16 protein-coding genes are annotated in these 16,643 nt (G+C 59.1%); 9 read left to right on the top strand and 7 right to left on the bottom strand.

Features of this window, described 5'->3' with window-relative positions; all coding sequences use genetic code 11:
• Positions 1-48: 48 nt before the first annotated feature.
• From ACF0H7_RS32050 to ACF0H7_RS32065, 4 genes are all read right to left on the bottom strand, one after another.
• Entirely contained in the window at positions 49-765 is a 717-nt protein-coding gene (locus ACF0H7_RS32050; protein ID WP_397450776.1) for a PA5502 family lipoprotein, read from the bottom strand.
• Between the two features lie 101 nt (positions 766-866).
• Positions 867-1,649, bottom strand: a complete 783-nt coding sequence (gene znuB, locus ACF0H7_RS32055) for a zinc ABC transporter permease subunit ZnuB (protein ID WP_397450777.1) — start codon at positions 1,647-1,649, stop codon at positions 867-869.
• Positions 1,642-2,439 carry a zinc ABC transporter ATP-binding protein ZnuC gene (znuC, locus tag ACF0H7_RS32060; RefSeq protein ID WP_397450778.1) on the bottom strand — a complete coding sequence of 266 codons (798 nt, stop codon included), beginning with the start codon at positions 2,437-2,439 and terminating at the stop codon, positions 1,642-1,644. The genes znuB and znuC overlap by 8 nt, the downstream gene beginning before the upstream one ends.
• Positions 2,439-2,921, bottom strand: coding sequence for a Fur family transcriptional regulator (locus tag ACF0H7_RS32065; RefSeq protein ID WP_397454099.1), 483 nt, complete (start codon positions 2,919-2,921; stop codon positions 2,439-2,441). The genes znuC and ACF0H7_RS32065 overlap by 1 nt, the downstream gene beginning before the upstream one ends.
• A 66-nt stretch (positions 2,922-2,987) precedes the next feature.
• On the opposite strand from ACF0H7_RS32065, the gene ACF0H7_RS32070 reads away from it, so the two are divergent.
• A complete protein-coding gene (locus tag ACF0H7_RS32070; protein ID WP_397450779.1) occupies positions 2,988-3,911 on the top strand; it encodes a zinc ABC transporter substrate-binding protein in 924 nt (307 codons plus the stop codon).
• 93 nt (positions 3,912-4,004) lie between these two features.
• Here the strand turns inward: ACF0H7_RS32070 and ACF0H7_RS32075 are convergent, their stop codons facing one another.
• Both ACF0H7_RS32075 and ACF0H7_RS32080 read right to left on the bottom strand, forming a co-directional pair.
• Complete coding sequence (locus ACF0H7_RS32075; protein ID WP_397450780.1) at positions 4,005-4,955, bottom strand: homoserine kinase; 951 nt, start codon at positions 4,953-4,955, stop codon at positions 4,005-4,007.
• 36 nt (positions 4,956-4,991) lie between these two features.
• The gene (locus ACF0H7_RS32080) at positions 4,992-5,279 is read right to left on the bottom strand and encodes a DUF2782 domain-containing protein (protein WP_397450781.1); all 288 of its coding nucleotides are present in this window, start codon (positions 5,277-5,279) and stop codon (positions 4,992-4,994) included.
• A 74-nt stretch (positions 5,280-5,353) separates the two neighbouring features.
• Between ACF0H7_RS32080 and polA the strand changes: the two genes are divergently transcribed.
• A complete protein-coding gene (gene polA, locus ACF0H7_RS32085) occupies positions 5,354-8,116 on the top strand; it encodes a DNA polymerase I (RefSeq protein ID WP_397450782.1) in 2,763 nt (920 codons plus the stop codon).
• 294 nt (positions 8,117-8,410) lie between these two features.
• Here the strand turns inward: polA and yihA are convergent, their stop codons facing one another.
• On the bottom strand, positions 8,411-9,052 hold the full coding sequence (gene yihA, locus ACF0H7_RS32090) for a ribosome biogenesis GTP-binding protein YihA/YsxC (RefSeq protein WP_397450783.1): 642 nt from the start codon (positions 9,050-9,052) through the stop codon (positions 8,411-8,413).
• Between the two features lie 194 nt (positions 9,053-9,246).
• Between yihA and ACF0H7_RS32095 the strand changes: the two genes are divergently transcribed.
• The 7 genes from ACF0H7_RS32095 (at position 9,247) to ACF0H7_RS32125 (ending at position 16,614) form a co-directional block, all read left to right on the top strand.
• The gene (locus tag ACF0H7_RS32095; protein ID WP_397450784.1) at positions 9,247-9,537 is read left to right on the top strand and encodes a c-type cytochrome; all 291 of its coding nucleotides are present in this window, start codon (positions 9,247-9,249) and stop codon (positions 9,535-9,537) included.
• A gap of 46 nt (positions 9,538-9,583) precedes the next feature.
• The gene (locus tag ACF0H7_RS32100) at positions 9,584-10,198 is read left to right on the top strand and encodes a c-type cytochrome (protein WP_397450785.1); all 615 of its coding nucleotides are present in this window, start codon (positions 9,584-9,586) and stop codon (positions 10,196-10,198) included.
• Positions 10,199-10,394: 196 nt separating this feature from the next.
• Complete coding sequence (locus tag ACF0H7_RS32105) at positions 10,395-11,036, top strand: thiol:disulfide interchange protein DsbA/DsbL (RefSeq protein WP_397450786.1); 642 nt, start codon at positions 10,395-10,397, stop codon at positions 11,034-11,036.
• 12 nt (positions 11,037-11,048) lie between these two features.
• Positions 11,049-11,927 carry an endonuclease/exonuclease/phosphatase family protein gene (locus ACF0H7_RS32110; protein ID WP_397450787.1) on the top strand — a complete coding sequence of 293 codons (879 nt, stop codon included), beginning with the start codon at positions 11,049-11,051 and terminating at the stop codon, positions 11,925-11,927.
• Positions 11,924-14,029, top strand: a complete 2,106-nt coding sequence (locus ACF0H7_RS32115; RefSeq protein WP_397450788.1) for a diguanylate cyclase — start codon at positions 11,924-11,926, stop codon at positions 14,027-14,029. Before ACF0H7_RS32110 ends, ACF0H7_RS32115 begins: the two co-directional genes overlap by 4 nt.
• A gap of 109 nt (positions 14,030-14,138) precedes the next feature.
• Positions 14,139-14,918 carry an N-acetylmuramoyl-L-alanine amidase gene (locus ACF0H7_RS32120; protein WP_397450789.1) on the top strand — a complete coding sequence of 260 codons (780 nt, stop codon included), beginning with the start codon at positions 14,139-14,141 and terminating at the stop codon, positions 14,916-14,918.
• Between the two features lie 88 nt (positions 14,919-15,006).
• Positions 15,007-16,614, top strand: a complete 1,608-nt coding sequence (locus ACF0H7_RS32125; protein ID WP_397450790.1) for an EAL domain-containing protein — start codon at positions 15,007-15,009, stop codon at positions 16,612-16,614.
• Positions 16,615-16,643: the final 29 nt, after the last annotated feature.

The raw sequence follows: 16,643 nt of genomic DNA on the forward strand, positions 1-16,643 counted from the left end.
CGGTCGTAAATCGCAGCCTGCGGCAGCTCCTACAGATCGATGTTTGCCCTACATTTTCTCAGGCTTGAGCACAACTTGCGCCGGATGATCGCGATCAATCACTCGCTCCAGATGCAATTCGAATTCAGGGTTGAGCTTGGTCACGCGTTTGGCTAGCAAGCCCGACAGCCATGGATAATCGTCGGTGCGCGGTACTTGCAGGCTGACCTGGCAATCGAAGGCTACAGTATCGGCGGCGATCGCATCCAATTGTCGACGCAGTTCGCGCATATTGCCGATTTTCAGTGCAATGGTGGTGCTGTCGGCAGTGGGGTCGATGACCTTGGCAATGCGCTTGGCTTCTGCCGCTTTCAGCTCCGCCTCGGCTTTTTCCAGTTCGGCTTTGCGGGCCTGGGCGATGGCGCCGTTGACGCCGCTGGTCAGTGCCGGGGCTTTAGGCATCAACACGCGGGCGCGGCTGAGAGCCGTCGCGGCGGCATTGACGTCGCCTTTCTGCAGCACAACCTGGCTGCGTTTCAGATACGCCTCGGCCAGTTGCCGCTGGTATTGCTCGATCCGCGGGTCGTCGGGCGTCTGTTTTTGCAGGGCCGAGAGTTGATCTTCGGCCGTGGCCAACTCATTGCTGGCGATGGTTTTATCCAGCAGCTCGAAGCCGGAAAGCTCCGTCGCAGGCGCAGGTGTTTCTACTGTCGGCGCACTGTGGCAGGCACCCAACAGGATGGAAAATGCGGCAAGGAGCAGATAACGGGATGCGAACGGCTTCATTCCTGCGATTCTCTAATTGCGCAAAAAACGAGCAAGTCTACACACAAGTAGCTTGCCTCGAAAATAACTGATCGATTCTGAGTGTATTCCGAAGCCAAGCACTAGCGTTTGGGTAAAGCAAAGCTTAGTAAGAACAACGCCGCTGCGCAGACCACAATTGAAGGTCCCGCTGGCGTGTCCTTGAACCAGGACAACATCAGGCCGCCGCAGACTGCGACAACCCCTAACAGACTCGCGCCAAGGGCCATTTGTTCCGGAGAGCGGGCGTGACGTTGTGCCGCGGCCGCCGGGATGATCAGCAAAGACGTGATCAACAGCACGCCGACAATCTTCATTGCCACTGCAATCACGATGGCGATCAGCAGCATCAAGGTCATGCGCAGGGCCGCGACGGGCAAACCCTCGACCGTCGCCAGTTCCTCATGCACGGTAATCGCCAGCAGCGGACGCCACAGGCTGACGATCAATGCCATGACCGCCGCGCTGCCTCCAAGGATCCAGGCCAGATCGGTCGGGCTGATCGCCAGCAGGTCGCCGAACAGGTAGCCCATCAAATCGATCCGCACGTTGTGCATGAAGCTCAGCACCACCAGGCCCAGCGACAGGGTGCTCGGTGCGAGAATCCCCAGCAACGTGTCAGACGCCAACGGCTGGCGCTGTTGCAGGGTCACCAATACCAGCGCCAGCAGCAGGCAGCCAACGGTTACTGCCAGCGTCGGGCTGATGTCCAGCAAAAAGCCCAGCGCCACGCCGAGCAACGCCGCGTGAGACAAGGTGTCGCCGAAATAAGCCATGCGCCGCCAAACCACGAACGAGCCGAGAGGGCCGGCGACCACGGCCAAGGCCAGACCTGCAAGCAAGGCATAGAGTAGGAAATCAGCCATGCTTGCAGTTGTCTCCGTGCACATGGGTGTGGGAAGCGTGGTCATGCGTGGCGCTATCGTCGACCACTGCACCATGCAGATCATGGGCGTGATCGTGATGGTGGTGATAAATCGCCAGGCTTTGCGCGTTGGTGCCGAACAGTTCGACAAACGCAGGGTCGTTGCTGACTTGCTCCGGATGACCCGAGCAGCACACATGGCGGTTCAGGCACACGACTTGGTCGGTGGTGCTCATCACCAGGTGCAAATCATGGGACACCATCAGCACACCGCAGCCGTGGCGGTCGCGCAGGCGGGTGATCAAGCTGTACAACTCGGCCTGTCCGGCAACATCGACGCCCTGTACCGGCTCATCGAGCACCAGCAGTTCAGGCTCGCGCAACAAAGCACGGGCCAGCAGCACGCGCTGCATCTCGCCGCCGGAAATGCTTTGCAGCGGGCTGTCGATGACTTTTTCGGCGCCGACTTCTTCCAGTGCATCCAGCGCCGTCTTGCGATCGACCCCGGGAACCAGACGCAAGAAGCGCAACACCGACAAGGGCAGCGTAGGGTCGACATGAAGCTTTTGCGGCATGTAACCGACGCGCAATTTCGGCTTGCGCCAGACACTGCCCGACGTCGGCTTGAGCAGCCCGAGTACCGCCCGCACCAGCGTGGTCTTGCCTGCGCCATTAGGGCCGATCAGGGTGACGATCTGGTTGGGCTCGACGCTGAGCTGAATGTTATCCAGCACGCTTTGTCCGGCGAAGGTGACCGCCACCTTGTCGAGTCGGATCAGGGCCGTGCTCATCAGGCGGCCTTGCAGCCGGAACATACCCCGACGATCTCGATGGTTTGCCCTTCGACAGCAAAATTCACTTCAGCGGCGGCGCTGATCACGGCCTGGGTGATGGCTTGATGTTGCAATTCGATGGCCGCGTGACATTCACGGCAGATCAGGAATTGGCCCTGATGCGCATGCGTCGGGTGGTTGCAGCCAGTAAAGGCGTTGAGCGACGCAATGCGGTGAACCAGCCCGTTCTCCAGCAGGAAGTCCAGGGCGCGATAGACCGTGGGCGGCGCGGCGCGGCGGCCGTCCTCTTCGCTCAACACCGCGAGGATGTCGTAGGCACCCAATGGTTTGTGGCTTTGCCAGACCAGCTCCAAAACACGACGGCGCAGTGCGGTCAGGCGCAAGCCTTTACGCGCGCACAGCGTATCCGCCTCAGTGAGTGCGCTGTGCACGCAATGGGAATGATCGTGGGGGCGACTGGCAAGCGGTGTTTTTGGCATGAGCGGCGACGGCATTTGAGAGAGACGTTATTATGTTACCTGTTCCTGTCCCTTTGGGTGGTCTTCGTGTCCCGTCTTTTTGCCATTTTTCTTGCTTTAACGGCCAGTGCAGTCATGACAACCGCTGCCCGTGCCGATGTTCGTGTGTTGACCAGCATCAAGCCGCTACAGCTGATAGCCGCTGCCGTGCAGGACGGAGTCGGCATGCCTGAAGTACTGCTGCCGCCGGGAGCGTCGCCGCACAATTATGCGCTGCGGCCTTCCGATGTACGGCGCGTGGGTGAAGTCGACCTGATGTACTGGATCGGCCCGGACATGGAAAGCTTCCTGCCCCGCGTGTTGGCCACTCGCAAGCTGCCAACCGTCAGCGTCCAGACCTTGCCAGGCCTGCATTTACGGCGCTTTGGGGCCGACAGTGAGTCCCATGAGGCTGCCGATCCCGCCGAACATGACCACGATCATCAGCCGGGCAGCCTCGACGCGCACCTGTGGCTGTCTTCGTTCAACGCTCGGGTGATCGCGGCAAAGATGGCCGCTGACTTGAGTGCTGCCGATCCGGCCAACGCCGAGCATTACCAGCGCAACCTGAAAGCCTTCGATACGCGCCTCGACACCATGGATGCCAATATCAAGGCGCGGGTTGCCGGTGTCGCGGGCAAGCCGTTCTTCGTGTTCCATGAAGCGTTCGATTATTTCGAAGACGCCTATGGCCTTAAGCATACCGGTGTGTTCAGTGTCGCCGCCGAGGTACAGCCGGGCGCGCAACACGTTGCCGCGATGCGGGCGCGACTGACGGAGGTAGGCAAGACCTGTGTCTTCAGCGAGCCCCCCATGCGCCCGCGTCTGGCCGAAACCCTGACCTCCGGGTTGCCGGTGAAACTGGCTGAACTCGATGGCTTGGGCGGCTATACCCCGGCATCGGTGCAGGGGTATGAGCAGATGATGGAAAAGCTGGGCAGTGATTTGGCGGGGTGTTTGGAAAGCTTGTAGCGCCTGCTATTACGCCATCGCAGCCTGCGGCAGCTCCTACATGAGATTACGTTCCCTGTAGGAGTTGCCGCAGGCTGCGAAAGCGTTGGCTGCCTACAACGCAAACGGCAGCGGTGTACTGACCTTTTGACGCTGCGCCAAACGCATCTGGAACTCCATCGGGTCGTGGATCAATACGTCCTGACCGGCAAACGATTCCGCCGCGATCAAGCGTGACAGCCAGAAGCGCAGGCACGCGATACGCAGCATGGTTGGCCACAACTCCGCTTCCGCCGCGGTGAACGGGCGCAACGTCGCATAGGCACCGAGCAGCGCGCGCGCCCTGACGCCATCGATGTGGCCATCCTCATGAGAGCACCAGTCATTCAGCGCAATGGCCACGTCGTAAAGCTCAGGTCCCGAGCAGGCGTTATAGAAGTCGATCAGCCCGGTCAGGTGCGTGCCTTCGAACAGCACGTTGTCGCGGAACAGGTCGGCATGCAGGTTGGCGCGTGGCAGGGCCATGATGCGTGGCTTGAGTTGTTCGATTTCGCTTAGCACCGCTTGTAGCAACGGGCGCTGCCCGGCTTCCAGGTGCGACAGGAAGTTGGTGCCTTCCGTGAGCATCCAGTCCAGACCACGGTCGGTCTTGCGCTCAAGCACACGGTCGCGGGTCGCGAGGTGCAGGTGCCCCAGCAGCTCACCGATCTGCACACAGTGTTGCGTGTTCGGCTCCTTGATGTGCTTGCCCGGCAGGCGCGGCTGCAGCAGCGCCGGTTTGCCCGCCATCTCGCGCAGGGCGCTGCCGTCGGTGGTACGCAAGGCGTAAGGCACCGGGAGGTTGGCGTCGTGTAGCACGTCGAGCAATTCGATGAAAAACGGCAAGTCCTGGATCGGACCGCGCTCAACCAGGGTCAGGACGAATTCGCCGCCTTCCAGGCTGATGAAATAGTTGGTGTTTTCACTTCCGGCGGCAATGCCTTGAAAGTCATGCAGACGGCCGAGCCCGTAGGGCGCAAGAAATGTTTCCAGCTCGGGCCGAGCCAGGGGGGTAAACACGGACATGGTCAAGACTGCCAGCAATAGGGTGAATGTAAGGCGTTACCAGCTGAAAATTTCCCACGCGGGAATCAGCCTGTCCGGTTGGTCCGAACGAATGAAGTTTGCATCAGTACCATCGGCGCGTACCAGAAAGTACGGTTTGCCGTGTTTTGGCGTGATCTTGATCGCATAAAGAAAGCCGTTTTGCCGGTATTCCTGGATGAATTTGTCACCTTCGGTGCGAATGGTAACGTCTGGATCGGCTGAGGGTGCGTCCTCTGCTGCCACAGCGACCAGCGGACAGAGTACCAACAGACTGGTCAGCAACAGGCGATTTGTGGTTCGCATGATAACCTTGTCCCTTTGTCGTTAACGGTCCTCGCATTCTAGCGCCGACCCCGCCGAAAAGGTTGATCCTGCACATGAGCCAAGCTCCCCTCGTCCTGGTGGACGGTTCTTCTTACCTCTACCGCGCCTTTCACGCGCTGCCGCCGCTCGCCACGTCCAAGGGATTGCCGACGGGGGCGGTCAAGGGCGTGCTGAATATGCTCAAAAGCCTGCGCCGGCAATATCCTGAAAGCCCGTTCGCCGTGGTGTTCGACGCCAAGGGCGGGACCTTCCGCGACGCGATGTTCGCCGAATACAAAGCCAACCGCCCCAGCATGCCTGACGATCTGCGGGTGCAGGTCGATCTGCTCCACGCGTGTGTCAAAGGGCTGGGCTATCCGTTGCTGTGCGTGGATAACGTCGAAGCTGACGACGTGATCGGCACGCTGGCTCGCAGCAGCGCCGCTGCCGACCGTCCGGTGATTATTTCTACCGGCGACAAGGACATGGCGCAGCTGGTCGATGGGCACATTACCTTGGTCAATACCATGACCGGAAGCGTGCTCGATGTACCTGGCGTGAAGGAGAAGTTTGGCGTCGGTCCCGAGCACATCATCGATTATCTGGCGTTGATGGGCGACAAAGTCGACAACATCCCCGGCGTTCCCGGCGTTGGCGAAAAGACCGCCGTCGGCCTGTTGGTGGGTATCGGTGGTGGTTTGACCGAGCTGTACGCCAACCTCGACAAGGTCGCCGCACTGCCGATTCGCGGGGCGAAAACCCTGGCGGCCAAGCTTGAAGAACACAAAGACATGGCGTTGCTGTCCTACGAGCTGGCCACAATCAAGATCGATGTACCGCTGGACGTCGAACTGGACGACTTGCACTGTGGCGAGCCCGACCGCGACAAGCTGGTGGCGCTGTACACCGAGCTGGAATTCAAAAGCTGGATTGAAGATCTGCATCGCGATGCCAAGCGCGTCGGCGCAGAAATCGTGGTGGTCGAGGAAGCGGTGGTCGAAGAAACCCGCTACGAAACCATTCTTGAGCAGGCGCAGTTCGAGTCGTGGCTGAAAAAGCTCAACGACGCCAAGCTGTTTGCCTTCGTGACCCAGAGCAACGGTCCGGACCCACAGCAGGCGCAACTGGTGGGTGTCTCGTTTGCCGTCAAGGTCAACGAAGCGGCGTATCTGCCGTTGACTCACTCGTACATGGGCGTGCCGCAGCAACTGGATCGCGACACGGTGCTCAAGGTGCTCAAGCCCTTGCTGGAAGACCCAACCAAGATCAAGGTCGGTCTGCACGCCAAGTTTGATATCAACATCCTCGCCAACTGCGCAATCGGCGGCGATCAGAACCAAGGCATTGACGTGCAGGGCCTGGCGTTCGACACCATGCTCGAATCCTATGTGCTCGACTCCACCGCGACGCGTCACGACAAGGACAGCCTTTCGCTCAAGTACCTGAATCACGCTAATACCAGCCTGCAAGACATAGCCGGCAAAGGTGTGAAACAACTGAGCTTCGACCAGATCGCCCTGGAGCAAGCTTCGCCATACGCAGCCGAAGACGCTGATCTCACGCTGCGCCTGCATGAAGTGCTGATGGAGAAACTGGCGGCGACGCCAAGTCTGGCACCGGTCCTCAATGAGATCGAGATGCCGCTGGTGCCGGTATTGGCACGTATCGAGCGTCAGGGTGCGTTGGTCGACGCCAAGCTGCTGGGGATTCAGAGCGTCGAGCTCGGCGACAAAATGGTTGCCCTGGAGCGTGAGGCGTTTGCGATTGCCGGCGAAGAGTTCAACCTCGGCTCGCCCAAGCAACTCGGCGTGATCCTCTATGAAAAGCTGGGCTTGCCGGTGATCAGCAAGACCGCCAAAGGCCAGGCCTCTACGGCTGAAGCGGTCTTGGCCGAGTTGGCCGACCAGGATTTCCCGTTGCCGAAAGTGCTGATGCAATACCGATCGATCAGCAAGCTGAAAAGCACCTACACCGACCGTCTGCCAGAGCAGATCAACCCGCGCACCGGGCGTATCCATACGTCTTACCACCAGGCGGTGGCAGCCACTGGTCGTCTGTCTTCCAGCGATCCAAACCTGCAGAACATTCCAATCCGCAGCGCCGAAGGGCGTCGGATTCGTCAGGCGTTCGTCGCGCCCAAAGGCTACAAGCTGCTGGCGGCGGACTACTCACAGATCGAGCTGCGGATCATGGCCCACCTGGCCAAAGACGAAGGTCTGCTGTACGCATTCCGCAATAACCTGGACGTACACCGGGCGACCGCCGCCGAGGTGTTTGGCGTCGAACTGGCCGATGTCAGCATCGATATGCGGCGCAAGGCCAAAGAGATCAACTTCGGTTTGATCTACGGCATGAGCGCCTTTGGTCTGGCAAAGCGTATCGGTGTTGACCGTAAAGAGTCGCAAGCCTACATCGACCGCTATTTCGCCCGTTACCCAGGCGTGCTGAGCTACATGGAGCGCACGCGGGCCCAGGCGGCCGAGCAAGGGTTTGTTGAAACCATCTTCGGGCGTCGGCTGTACGTGCCGGACATCAATGCCAAGAACCAGGCCCTGCGCAAAGGCGCCGAACGCACCGCGATCAACGCGCCGATGCAAGGTACGGCCGCCGATATCATCAAGCGGGCGATGGTGTCGGTGGACGCTTGGCTGACGAAGTCGGGTCTCGACGCGCGGGTCATTCTTCAGGTGCACGACGAACTGGTGCTGGAAGTGCGCGAAGACTTGGTCGACCAGGTGCGTGAAGAAATTCGCCCGTATATGAGCGGCGCGGCGGAACTGGATGTGCCGCTGCTCGTCGAAGTAGGAGTGGGCAGCAACTGGGATGAAGCTCACTAAAAGTTTTTGCTGCGACTTAAGGTCGCAGCACCCCTCCGCGCCCCGGATTTACAGCTTATTCCCCGTGGGAACATGGCTTATAGCGAAGCGCTCCAACACTTCAGGAACTAAACCGGTGAATTCCCAGTCATAGATTGGGAATGGCTGGTGAAGCCCTTCAATGCTCCTATGTTGTGTTAAGTGTTGGCAGATATTCAGACCCCGCCCTAAAGGTCTGGAACCTTAAACCCCGAACTTCCCCCTCCCCATACGAAGTCCGGGGTTTTTTTTGTCTGCGATTTGTTGCACCACGGCTTATTCGGCCAGTTCGGCGCCTTTGTCAGCCAGTTCCATCCAGCCTGCCAATACAGTGTAGGCGTCTTCCAGACCCATGCGTTTCGGGGCCGAGAACAACTGGATGCTGACCGCATCGCCCCAGCCCTTGCGGATCTCGGCCTGGACTTTAAGCAGGGTATTCTTCGCCGCTCCGTAGGTCAGCTTGTCGGCTTTGGTCAGCAAAATGTGCATCGGCATGTGACTGGCGATCGCCCAATCCAGCATCAGGAGGTCGAAATCGGTCATTGGATGACGAATGTCCATCATCAAAATCAGACCCTTCAGACTTTCACGGCTGCCCAAGTAGGCTTCCAGGTGACGCTGCCAGTGCAATTTCAATGGAATCGGCACTTTTGCATAACCGTAGCCGGGCAGGTCGACCAAACGGCGATCGTCGTCCAGACTGAAGAAGTTCAGGAGCTGGGTGCGGCCTGGTGTCTTCGACGTGCGCGCCAGGCTGGCGTGGGTCAGGGTGTTCAATGCACTCGACTTGCCAGCGTTGGAACGCCCGGCGAAGGCCACTTCAAAGCCTTCGTCATCGGGGCATTGATCGACTTTGGCAGCGCTGAGCATGAAGGTAGCCTGTTGGCACAGACCGAGGATGGGATTCTTGAGTTGCATGGGATTTCCGATGAGGGCGTTGCCAGCAGGGAGTGCGGCAAGTGGTGTCGTTTCCGTTTCAGTAGCGCCAGTATATAATGCCGCGGATTTTGTGTGCGCTTTGTCCCAACGCAGGATGAAGTTCACGGGAACGATTGAATTGAATTGCGCATTAGAACGCAGCACGTTCCCAGTCCTGAAAAGGTCGTTTTTTCATGAAGAAATGGCTGCTAGCTGCCGGTGTCTTGATGCCGATTTTAAGCGCTCAGGCTACACAGGATCCGGAAGCCGTGTACAACCGTGCTTGTTCGGCTTGTCATGCCGGCCAGTTGCCAACGGCGCCTCAAAAAGGCGATCAGGCGGCTTGGGCGCCGAGGCTGGCGCAAGGCATGGAGCCGCTGGTGCAACACGTAACCCAGGGTTTCAAGGCGATGCCGCCGCGTGGATTGTGCATGGACTGCAGTAGCGAGGATTACCGCGCAATCATCCACTGGATGAGCGAGTAGACCCGATACATAACTTTCTCACCCTTAGCCGTAGTTGGATTAGCTGATGAAAAAAATACTCGCGAGTCTGCTGTTGACCTTGGGCGTTTCCGGCATGGCCCACGCTGCCGGTGTGGTTGGCGACGCTGCTGCCGGTCAGGCAAAAGCAGCTGTATGTGGCGCATGTCATGGCCCGGATGGTAACAGCGCTGCGCCGAACTTCCCGAAATTGGCGGGTCAGGGGAACCGCTACCTGCTCAAGCAAATGCATGACATCAAGGATGGCAAGCGCACGGTCCTGGAAATGACCGGTCTGCTGACCAATCTTCAAGATCAAGACCTGGCTGACATCGCAGCCTATTTCACCAGCCAGAATGGCAGTATCGGCGCGGCCGATCCGAAACTGGTTGCTGCAGGTGAAGCGCTGTTTCGCGGCGGCAAGCTAGATCAAGGCATGCCAGCCTGCACCGGTTGCCACTCGCCTAATGGCGTCGGTAACCCGGCTGCCGGCTTCCCGCACCTGGGTGGTCAGCATGCGGCTTACGTGACCAAGCAGCTGACAGCCTTCCGTGAAGGCGATCGCACCAACGATGGCGATACCATGGTCATGCGTAGCGTCGCGTCCAAGCTGAGCAACAAGGATATCGCAGCGCTGTCGGCCTACATCGAAGGCCTGCATTGACAGTGTGCTGACCGTTTTGCGAACGACGTACATCTTTCGCAACGGTTTTCAGACTTCCCGCACATAGCGGGCTTAAAAAGGGTGGCCCAGGCTGCCCTTTTTCATGCCTGTCAGCGTTACACTAGCGAACTCAAGCCCGCTGGGTCGGTCGAACCTAGACCGCGCTCAAGCGACCTCAAATGCCCAGGAGTAAAGCATGCGTAATCTGATTCTCAGCGCCGCTCTCGTTGCCGCCAGCCTGTTCGGAATGTCCGCTCAAGCCGCCGAGCCAATCGAAGCCGGCAAGCAGTATGTCGAGCTGAGCAGCGCCGTTCCCGTCTCTGTGCCGGGCAAAATCGAAGTCGTCGAAATGTTCTGGTACGGTTGCCCGCACTGCTACGCCTTTGAGCCGACCATCAATCCGTGGATTGCAAAGCTGCCAGCTGACGTTCACTTCATCCGTATTCCAGCAATGTTCGGCGGCCCGTGGGACGCTCACGGTCAACTGTTCATTACTCTCGACACCATGGGTGTAGAGGCTAAGGTCCACACCGCCGTGTTCGATGCGATTCAGAAAGAACACAAGAAGCTGGTCACTCCGGACGATATGGCTGACTTCGTTGCCACTCAGGGTGTCGACAAGGCCAAGTTCCTGGAAACCTTCAACTCGTTCGCCGTGAAGGGCAAGATCGCTCAGTACAAGGATCTGGCCAAGAAGTACGAGATTTCTGGCGTACCGACCATGATCGTCAACGGCAAATACCGTTTCGATCTGGGTACTTCGGGTGGTCCTGAGGCGGCACTGGCCGTTGCGGACCAACTGATTGCCAAAGAACGCGCTTCTGTAGCTGCCAAGTAAGCGGCGCCTGCCATGCGACGCTGGGGAACTGAACGCGTCGTTGGCCGGCATGACGCGAAGGTCAACGAGCACCACCTGCTAGAAAGCGGATTACCGGCCGACGGTCGATTGCGCTTGCTCAGCTTCAACATTCAGGTGGGCATCAGTACCGAGCGTTACCGGCATTACCTGACCCGTGGCTGGCAACACTTGCTGCCGCACACGGGCAGGGCCGGCAACCTGCAAAAGATTGGCAACCTGCTCGGCGATTTCGATCTGGTTGCACTTCAGGAAGCGGATGGCGGCAGCCTGCGATCGGGCTACGTCAACCAGGTTGAGCATCTGGCTCAGCTCGGTGCCTTTCCTTACTGGTATCAACAACTCAATCGTAACCTTGGACATTTTGGCCAGCACAGCAATGGCGTGCTCAGCCGACTGCGGCCGTGGGCGATAGAGGATCACCCGTTGCCCGGCCCTTCCGGTCGCGGTGCGATTCTGGCTCGTTTCGGCGAAGGCCCCGATGCGCTGGTGGTGGTCATGATGCACCTGGCGCTGGGTGCGCGGGTTCGCACTCGCCAATTGGCCTATATTCGCGACTTGATTGGCGATTATCGCCATCAAGTCCTGATGGGTGACATGAACACCCACGCCACTGATTTGTTGGAGCATTCGCCGCTACGCGATTTGAGTCTGGTCGCGCCGCAGATCGAAGCGACGTTCCCCAGTTGGCGTCCGCAGCGTTGCCTTGATCATATTTTGCTCAGCTCGAGCCTGACGCTGGAAAGCGTTCAGGTATTGGCTCAACCGATCTCTGATCACCTGCCCGTTGCGGTTGAGATTCGGCTGCCGGCCTCCTTAAGTACTGATGCGCTGCCTGTTACCAGCACGCCACCTCGCGGAACCCCTGCATGAGCGACGACGCGGTACGCTGGAGAGAAAAATACCTCAAGAGCATCGAACAGCAGGACAAGCTCGAACGTCGCTGGAATGCGCGTCTCGACCTGCTGCGTCGAGGCCTGGTGCGCAGCAGCCTCGCGGCTGAGGGCAGTGATCAAGCGGTCGACCAGTGCATGAAGGAAATGCGCGAAATAGTCCGCCGCGACGACATGGACGCCGGCCTTGCAGCGCTGATACCACGCCTTGAAAAAGCCGTGCTCGACTCTGAACAGCGCCGCGAAACCCGGGTTACTCAGATGGGAACGGCGTTGAACGCGTTGGTAACCCAGCTGCAAAAGCTGCCGTTGCCACGCGAAGTCAGTCGGCCACTCAAAGCCTTTGCCAAGCAACTGGATGACCGCGTTTCCCAAGCGCGGGAGCTGCCGCTGTTGCTCGACGAATTGAGTGGCTTGCAGGGCAGGGCTTTGGTTTTGCTGGAAGATCCCGAGGAAGCGGCCAAGCCCGGGTTTTTGCAGCGCTTGTTTGGCGGTCGCGAGGCCACCGAGGAAGCGCAGGCAGGGTCACCAGCAACAGTGGTGGCGGTAGCAAAGAGCGCTCAGGAAGTTGATGACGTCGTGAAGGCGGTAGCCGAAGCTGCCCCCGAAAAACCGCCGATGCCTGCTGCCGCTTCGTTGCCGCCGATTGCTCCGGTAGTTGAGGCGTCAGTGCCTGTGGCGGCTGTGGCGGATGTGGCGCCTGATGTGCCTGTAGTGGCGACGCAGCCCATCATGCCTGAGCCGGCCGAGGCGGTTGAGACGCCACCGCCAGTGGTCGCGCCAAAGCCAGCGGCGGTAGTTGCTGCCCCGATTGAACTGGCTCCGCGCGTTGAGGCACCGCCCGCCACCACTGAACCGGTTGAGTCTGCCCCGGTTCCGGCGCCCGAAGCCCAACCGGAAACGCCGGAAACCGAATCACCCGTCACTGAGCCTCCGGTCGAGGCCGAGGCGCCCGCAGAAGCGCTGCTTGAAGCACGGCCCGAGTGTGACGATGAAGACGGTATCGCCTACGCGCTGCCCTCCTCCCCAGAGCCCAGCTACAGCTCGGTAGCGACACATATAGAAGAAACGCTGCTCGGTCTGTTGAATGACCTGACCTTGCCAGAACACCACCGCCCGCAGGCGGAAGCGATGCGTAGTCGCTTGGAAAAAGGCCTTAACTGGTACGAACTGCTGCCGATCCTCGATGATCTTGCCGTATTGATGCTGGCGATTACCAACAGCGACCAGCACGAGTTCGAGACCTATCTCAAGCAGCTCAACGAACGGCTGGAGTCTTTCCAGCGCAACTTGCAGGCAGCCAGCGAAGGCCACGCCGACAACCGTTCAGTTGCGCGCAACATGCAAAGTCAGCTGCGTGAGCAGGTCGATGGTTTGCAGACCAGTGTGCAAGGCGCCCAGGATCTGAGCAGCCTGAAGACGGTTCTGGAAAGCCGCCTTGAAGGTTTGTTGGGGACTATGGATCAGCACCAGCATCTGCATGAAGAGCGGGAGCAGGAAGTCGCCGCGCGACTGCAAAGTCTGGCGACCCGTGTCGCAACGATGGAACAAGAGGCGCAAGGCTTCAGAGTCCACCTCGAAGAACAGCGGCAAAAGGCGTTGATCGATCCACTGACTCTGCTGCCCAACCGTGCCGCGTGGGGCGAGCGCCTGGAAAAGGAAGTCGGCCTTTGGCAAAAGAACCGCAATGAACTGCTGCTGGCGATGCTCGATCTCGACCACTTCAAGCGCATCAATGACAACTACGGCCACCTGGCCGGCGACAAAGTGCTGAAGATCATTGCCAATGAACTGCGCAAACGCCTGCGTCCCAATGACTTCATTGCCCGTTTCGGTGGCGAAGAGTTTGTGCTGCTGATTCCCGACACCCAAGTACGTGAAGGCCTCGAGCTGTTGGAAAAGCTGCGCAAGGCCATCGAAGCCTGCCCATTCCACTTCAAAGGCGAACCCGTGACCATCACCGTGTCGATGGGCATCACCGCGTTCCGTGCCGGCGAGCGCAGTGAGTCCGTGCTGCAACGGGCGGATCAGGCGTTGTATCGGGCAAAGGATGAAGGTCGGAACCGGATTGAACAGGGTTAAAAACCCTCAACGATTGATGAGTAAATATTACAAAGCTCAGCTTTCCTGAAGCGGTTTCGCGGCAGTACGTTATGCTATTGCATTACTTGCCTATGTGTTCCGATCCTCCATGAAATTGCTTGCCACGCTGGTAGTGTTCGTTTTGCTGACTGCTTGTAGCAGTAACGGTCTCAGGCTGGATACCAGCCACCCCTCGTCCAATTACGACAGCCGTGCCCAATTCGTCATCGTACACTACACCAATGCGCCTCTGGAGCGCTCGCTGGCACTGTTGACCCACGGCGAAGTCAGTAGCCATTACTTGATCGGCGATCAACAGAAGCCAGTCGTTTATAAGCTGGTCGATGAAAACCTGCGGGCCTGGCACGCTGGTGAAAGCTCGTGGGAAGGTCGCACCTGGTTGAACTCCAGCTCGATTGGTATCGAGATCGTCAACCCTGGCTTTCGCGACACGCCCACTGGCCGGCTGTGGTATCCCTACACGGAAGGTCAGATTCAAGCGTTGACCCTGTTGCTTAAAGACATCGTCAAGCGCAACCACATCGAGCCCCGGAACGTCATTGGCCACAGCGACATCGCCCCGCAGCGCAAGCTTGATCCCGGCCCGTTGTTTCCGTGGAAGCGCCTTGCTGACGAGGGTCTGGGCATGTGGCCTAACGCCGAGGCAGTCGCTCAGCGTCAGGCGTTGATTACCGAAGTGCCGAACATTGTATGGTTTCAGCAGCAGTTGATGCGGTTGGGTTATGAAACGCCGCAGACTGGCGTTCTGGATGCCAAGACTCGCAATGTGCTGGCGGCCTTTCAAATGCACTACCGGCCAGAGCGGTTTGACGGCCAACCGGACATACAGAGTGCGGCTATTCTTAAAGTGCTCAACAATCAAAGCTAATTATGCCCGGCGCCTCTGAAGGGGCGGGCTATTTCCTGACTTATTGCTATAACTCAGTGGTGTTCATCTTTTAATCCGTTGACATCCCATGGCCATTGCACGCATCGCGAGCTATCGTCCTTGGCTGCTGGCATTGCTAGCGGCAGTGTTAACGGCTGCCCTGTTGTTGTCTGGCAGCTTCGGCTACGCCATGCATCAGGCCCGGCAGGACGAAGCCGAACAGATGAATGCCCAGGGCCAGCGCTTTTTGCAGCGCCTGGAGCAACTGTTCAATCAACTGCGTGAGGGGCTGGATCAGCTGGAGGCTCAGCCGCTGCGGACCTGCAGCCCGAAGATGCTGGAGATGCTGCGTCAGGTCAGCGTCAATTACCGCTTTATCTATGAAGCGGCTTTTGTCAGTACTTCCGAGACCTGTTCCAGCTGGGCGCCGCACTCCCCGATCAATCGCCCTCGCACGCCTGATATTCGCGGGCCGACTTACGATTATTGGCTCAATACCTCAGCGCAGCCCGACGACAACCTTGCGGCGCTGACCCTTGGACGAGGTGATTTCAGGGTCTCGACCTCTCGCGGTCACCTGACGGATGTCGTCGATCTGCCGCCGGGTGGCAGCCTTCTGGTGATACTGGATAGAGGCGCCAGGGCCATCCCGGTCCTCGGTGCGTCGCAACTGTGGCCACCGACCCCGGACTGGTCGCCGGTCAAGGTGCAGACGTTGGTGACCACAGCCACGCAACTGATCTACCGGATGCCGACGCAAAGTCCCGAATACCAACTGGTGTTGATCACCCCGCGTACCAGCCTGAGCCAGCAAATGAACGGTGCCTGGTGGTTGCTGGCGCCGGCCAGTCTGCTGGTCGCGTTGTGCATTGGCTTATTGGTTTTGCAACTGGTGCGTCAGCGCCAATCCTTGGGGGGCGAGCTTCAGGGCGCGCTGCGACGCGGTGAGTTGCAGGTGCTGTATCAGCCTATTTTTGATCTGTTCAGCCGTCGGGTTGTCGCGGCCGAAGCGTTGGTGCGTTGGCGCCGTCCGGACGGCAGCCTGACCAGCCCTGATCTGTTCATCCCGTTGGCAGAAAACACCGGGCAGATCCGGCAAATCACGGATTTCGTTCTACAGCAGTTGCTGGAACAGTTAGGGCAATTGCTACGGTCCAATCCGCAGATGTACATCTCGGTGAACCTGGCGGCCTGTGACGTGATGGCGCCGCGTATTGGCCGGGTGACGGCCCGTCTGCTGGCGCAACATCGGGTCGCCGCGCGGCAGATTGCATTTGAGGTCACTGAGCGTGGGTTGATTGACGTGGTGTCAGCGCGCAACCACCTGCAAGCGTTGCGCGATGTTGGCCATCAGGTGCTGATCGATGATTTCGGCACCGGCTATTGCAGCCTCGCTTACCTGCAAACCTTGCCCGTGGACTGCCTGAAAATCGACAAGGCCTTTATCGATGCCTTGGGTCACGATGCGGCAAGTAGCGGCGTTGCACCGCACATCATTCGCATGGCCCATGCGCTGCAACTGCGAGTGATCGCCGAAGGTATCGAGTTTGAAGCCCAGGCCGTGCTACTGCGCAGTGAGGGTGTCAGTTATGGGCAGGGCTGGCTGTTTGCCCAACCGTTGACCGCGGCCAAGCTGAAGGAGTTGGTGACAGGCGGGCGCCGTGCGCTGGCGCGTCGTAATGATGATGAAGCTTGATCAGATACACCGCGCTGGCTTCTTCGCAG

The sequence above is a fragment of the Pseudomonas sp. NA-150 genome, from assembly GCF_044336365.1.
Classification (GTDB): domain Bacteria; phylum Pseudomonadota; class Gammaproteobacteria; order Pseudomonadales; family Pseudomonadaceae; genus Aquipseudomonas.

Bases quoted from the DNA above. Each gene is read 5' to 3' on its own strand.
- ACF0H7_RS32050 (WP_397450776.1), bottom strand. From the start codon at position 765: ATGAAGCCGTTCGCATCCCGTTATCTGCTCCTTGCCGCATTTTCCATC.
- znuB (WP_397450777.1), bottom strand. From the start codon at position 1,649: ATGGCTGATTTCCTACTCTATGCCTTGCTTGCAGGTCTGGCCTTGGCC.
- znuC (WP_397450778.1), bottom strand. From the start codon at position 2,439: ATGAGCACGGCCCTGATCCGACTCGACAAGGTGGCGGTCACCTTCGCC.
- ACF0H7_RS32065 (WP_397454099.1), bottom strand. From the start codon at position 2,921: ATGCCAAAAACACCGCTTGCCAGTCGCCCCCACGATCATTCCCATTGC.
- ACF0H7_RS32075 (WP_397450780.1), bottom strand. From the start codon at position 4,955: ATGTCCGTGTTTACCCCCCTGGCTCGGCCCGAGCTGGAAACATTTCTT.
- ACF0H7_RS32080 (WP_397450781.1), bottom strand. From the start codon at position 5,279: ATGCGAACCACAAATCGCCTGTTGCTGACCAGTCTGTTGGTACTCTGT.
- polA (WP_397450782.1), top strand. From the start codon at position 5,354: ATGAGCCAAGCTCCCCTCGTCCTGGTGGACGGTTCTTCTTACCTCTAC.
- yihA (WP_397450783.1), bottom strand. From the start codon at position 9,052: ATGCAACTCAAGAATCCCATCCTCGGTCTGTGCCAACAGGCTACCTTC.
- ACF0H7_RS32095 (WP_397450784.1), top strand. From the start codon at position 9,247: ATGAAGAAATGGCTGCTAGCTGCCGGTGTCTTGATGCCGATTTTAAGC.
- ACF0H7_RS32100 (WP_397450785.1), top strand. From the start codon at position 9,584: ATGAAAAAAATACTCGCGAGTCTGCTGTTGACCTTGGGCGTTTCCGGC.
- ACF0H7_RS32105 (WP_397450786.1), top strand. From the start codon at position 10,395: ATGCGTAATCTGATTCTCAGCGCCGCTCTCGTTGCCGCCAGCCTGTTC.
- ACF0H7_RS32110 (WP_397450787.1), top strand. From the start codon at position 11,049: ATGCGACGCTGGGGAACTGAACGCGTCGTTGGCCGGCATGACGCGAAG.
- ACF0H7_RS32115 (WP_397450788.1), top strand. From the start codon at position 11,924: ATGAGCGACGACGCGGTACGCTGGAGAGAAAAATACCTCAAGAGCATC.
- ACF0H7_RS32120 (WP_397450789.1), top strand. From the start codon at position 14,139: ATGAAATTGCTTGCCACGCTGGTAGTGTTCGTTTTGCTGACTGCTTGT.
- ACF0H7_RS32125 (WP_397450790.1), top strand. From the start codon at position 15,007: ATGGCCATTGCACGCATCGCGAGCTATCGTCCTTGGCTGCTGGCATTG.